This is a genomic window from Roseburia sp. MSJ-14 (assembly GCF_018918225.1).
Classification (GTDB): domain Bacteria; phylum Bacillota; class Clostridia; order Lachnospirales; family Lachnospiraceae; genus Petralouisia.
The window spans coordinates 1-4,198 of record NZ_JAHLQD010000010.1; the positions used below are offsets into that span (position 1 = coordinate 1).

Here is a 4,198-nt window from a genome sequence, read left to right on the forward strand (position 1 = left end):
TACTGACGCTGAGGCTCGAAAGCGTGGGGAGCAAACAGGATTAGATACCCTGGTAGTCCACGCCGTAAACGATGAATACTAGGTGTCGGGGAGCAAAGCTCTTCGGTGCCGCAGCAAACGCAGTAAGTATTCCACCTGGGGAGTACGTTCGCAAGAATGAAACTCAAAGGAATTGACGGGGACCCGCACAAGCGGTGGAGCATGTGGTTTAATTCGAAGCAACGCGAAGAACCTTACCAAGTCTTGACATCCTTCTGACCTAGTATGTAATGTACTATCTCTTCGGAGCAGGAGTGACAGGTGGTGCATGGTTGTCGTCAGCTCGTGTCGTGAGATGTTGGGTTAAGTCCCGCAACGAGCGCAACCCTTATCTTTAGTAGCCAGCGGGTAAGCCGGGCACTCTAGAGAGACTGCCAGGGATAACCTGGAGGAAGGTGGGGATGACGTCAAATCATCATGCCCCTTATGACTTGGGCTACACACGTGCTACAATGGCGTAAACAAAGGGAAGCGAAGCCGTGAGGTGGAGCAAATCCCAAAAATAACGTCTCAGTTCGGATTGTAGTCTGCAACTCGACTACATGAAGCTGGAATCGCTAGTAATCGCGAATCAGAATGTCGCGGTGAATACGTTCCCGGGTCTTGTACACACCGCCCGTCACACCATGGGAGTTGGAAATGCCCGAAGTCAGTGACCCAACCGTAAGGAGGGAGCTGCCGAAGGCAGGTTCGATAACTGGGGTGAAGTCGTAACAAGGTAGCCGTATCGGAAGGTGCGGCTGGATCACCTCCTTTCTAAGGAAAATCGAGTAGAAGTTGTTTCGCTGTTGAGTTATCAAGAAACTCAATGCTTCTGGTGGTGATGCGCTTAGGGGACACACCCGTTCCCATCCCGAACACGATGGTTAAGACCTAAGCGGCCGATGATACTATGCTGGAGACGGCATGGGAAAGCAGGTGGCTGCCAGATTGAAAAAGAAAATAAGTGGAAACACTTTTTTATATAGAACGGACTTCCAAAGAAGTCAACCTGAATCAGCAGGGAAGTGCTGTTAAGATAACTGGTTTTACCAGTGATTAGAGAGTTCAAAGAGATTTGAGTTTTCTAATGACTGATGAAATTCAGTCAGGAAGCAGAGATGCTTAAAAATGTACCTTGAAAAGTTCACATAGAAAGATTGATGATAAGATTCAAGACATCAAACATCCGAGAATAACAAGTATCAAAGATACAAGTAGCATCGAAAGATGCGGACCACTGATAGCAACGCTATGTTATCAGTAAAGAGGTCAAGCAAATAAGAGCGCAGGGTGGATGCCTTGGCACTAAGAGCCGATGAAAGACGTGATAAGCTGCGAAAAGCTTCGGAGAGGAGCAAATATCCTATGACCCGGAGATATCTGAATGGGGAAACCCGGCTGGAGAGACTCCAGTCATCCATACGCCAATCCATAACGTATGGAAGGGAACCCGGTGAACTGAAACATCTAAGTAGCCGGAGGAAGAGAAAGAAACATCGATTTCGTAAGTAGCGGCGAGCGAACGCGAAAGAGCCCAAACCGGAATGCGTGCATTCCGGGGTTCGGACCGCATAATTGATTCAACGATTCTAGCAGAATGGTTTTGGGAAAGCCAGCCAGAGAGGGTGAAAGCCCCGTAAGTGAAAGGAAAGTTGACAAGGCGGTATCCAGAGTACATCGAGACACGAGAAACCTTGATGGAATGAGCGGGGACCACCCCGTAAGGCTAAATACTCCTTAGTGACCGATAGCGCATAGTACTGTGAAGGAAAGGTGAAAAGAACCCCGGGAGGGGAGTGAAAGAGAACCTGAAACCCTGTGTTTACAAGCTGTGGAACATCCATATGAGATGAACCGCGTACTTTTTGTAGAACGGTCCGGCGAGTTACGTCATCTGGCAAGGTTAAGGACTGAAGGTCTGGAGCCGAAGGGAAACCAAGTCTTAACAGGGCGTTAAGTCAGATGGAGTAGACCCGAAACCGGGTGATCTACCCATGTCCAGGTTGAAGTTGCCGTAAAAGGCAATGGAGGACCGAACGCACATCCGTTGAAAAGGGTGGCGATGAGGTGTGGGTAGGGGAGAAATTCCAATCGAACCCGGAGATAGCTGGTTCTCCTCGAAATAGCTTTAGGGCTAGCCTCATGAGAGTCTGCTGGAGGTAGAGCACTGAATTTCCTAGGGGGCGTCAAAGCTTACCGAAGAATATCAAACTCCGAATGCCAGAAAGATGATTCATGGGAGTCAGACTATACGAGATAAGTTGGATAGTCAAAAGGGAAAGAGCCCAGACCACCGGCTAAGGTCCCAAAGTGCATGTTAAGTGGAAAAGGATGTGGGATTTCGAAGACAACTAGGATGTTGGCTCAGAAGCAGCCATTCATTCAAAGAGTGCGTAACAGCTCACTAGTCGAGAGGTCCTGCGCCGAAAATGTCCGGGGCTGAAACATGACACCGAAGCCGTGGGATGTATGTAAATACATCGGTAGAGGAGCATTGCTGACGCGACGAAGCAGTACCGATAAGGAGCTGTGGAGTGTCAGGAAGAGAGAATGCCGGAATGAGTAGCGAGAGGAAGGTGAGAATCCTTCCGGCCGAATATCCAAGGTTTCCAGAGTAAAGCTGATCTGCTCTGGGGAAGTCGGGACCTAAGGCGAGGTCGAAAGACGTAGTCGATGGACAACAGGTTGATATTCCTGTACTGCAGTATAACAGAACTGTGGGGACGTATGTGGAAAGCATGAGCCGGGAATGGAAAGACCGGTACAAGCGGGGCAGGAGTCTGGCTGGCAAATCCGCCAGGCAATCCGAAGACGTGATGTGGAGCGAATTAAAGTAGCGAAGCATGTGAGCCATGTACCAAGAAAAGCCGCTATTGTTTGTACTGTACCCGTACCGTAAACCGACACAGGTGGATGAGGAGAGAATCCTAAGGCCGACGGGAGAAGCATTGTTAAGGAACTCGGCAAAATGACCCCGTAACTTCGGGAGAAGGGGTGCCCATCTAAGATGGGCCGCAGAGAATAGGCTCAAGCAACTGTTTAGCAAAAACACAGGTCTATGCAAAACCGAAAGGTGAGGTATATGGGCTGACGCCTGCCCGGTGCTGGAAGGTTAAGAGGAGAGGTTAGCGCAAGCGAAGCTTTGAATTTAAGCCCCAGTAAACGGCGGCCGTAACTATAACGGTCCTAAGGTAGCGAAATTCCTTGTCGGGTAAGTTCCGACCCGCACGAAAGGCGTAATGATTTGAGCACTGTCTCGACAATGCACCCGGTGAAATTGAAGTACCAGTGAAGATGCTGGTTACCCGCGCCAGGACGGAAAGACCCCATGGAGCTTTACTCCAGTTTGGTACTGGGATTCGGTACTGCATGTACAGGATAGGTGGGAGGCTGAGAGATTGGAACGCCAGTTTCAATGGAGCCACTGTTGGGATACCACCCTTGCAGTATTGGATTTCTAACCAGCCGCCGTGATCCGGCGGTGGGACAATGCCAGGCGGGGAGTTTGACTGGGGCGGTCGCCTCCGAAAGGGTATCGGAGGCGCTCAAAGGTTCCCTCAGAATGGTCGGAAACCATTTAAAGAGTGCAAAGGCATAAGGGAGCTTGACTGCGACACCGACGGGTGGAGCAGGTAGGAAACTAGGACTTAGTGATCCGGTGGTATAAAGTGGGATTGCCATCGCTCAACGGATAAAAGCTACCCTGGGGATAACAGGCTTATCACTCCCAAGAGTTCACATCGACGGAGTGGTTTGGCACCTCGATGTCGGCTCATCGCATCCTGGGGCTGTAGCAGGTCCCAAGGGTTGGGCTGTTCGCCCATTAAAGCGGTACGCGAGCTGGGTTCAGAACGTCGTGAGACAGTTCGGTCCCTATCCGGCGCGGGCGTAGGATATTTGAGAGGAGCTGTCCTTAGTACGAGAGGACCGGGATGGACGGACCACTGGTGTATCTGTTGGCATACCAATGCCATGGCAGAGTAGCCAAGTCCGGAAGGGATAAACGCTGAAGGCATCTAAGCGTGAAGCCCCCCTCAAGATGAGATATCCCATTCTTAGGAAGTAAGACCCCTTGAAGAGTACAAGGTAGATAGGGCAGAGGTGGAAGTGCAGTAATGCATGGAGCTGACTGTTACTAATCGGTCGAGGGCTTGACCTAGAGAACTTAGGGAAATCG

3 rRNA genes are annotated in these 4,198 nt (G+C 50.4%); all 3 read left to right on the plus strand.

Annotated elements, in window-relative coordinates:
- Positions 1–795: ribosomal RNA gene (locus KQI83_RS06315) — 16S ribosomal RNA — on the plus strand; the annotation flags it as partial.
- 57 nt (positions 796–852) lie between these two features.
- Positions 853–970, plus strand: a 5S ribosomal RNA gene (gene rrf / locus KQI83_RS06320).
- Positions 971–1,288: 318 nt separating this feature from the next.
- Positions 1,289–4,180 (plus strand): 23S ribosomal RNA (locus KQI83_RS06325).
- The last annotated feature ends 18 nt before the right edge of the window (positions 4,181–4,198 follow it).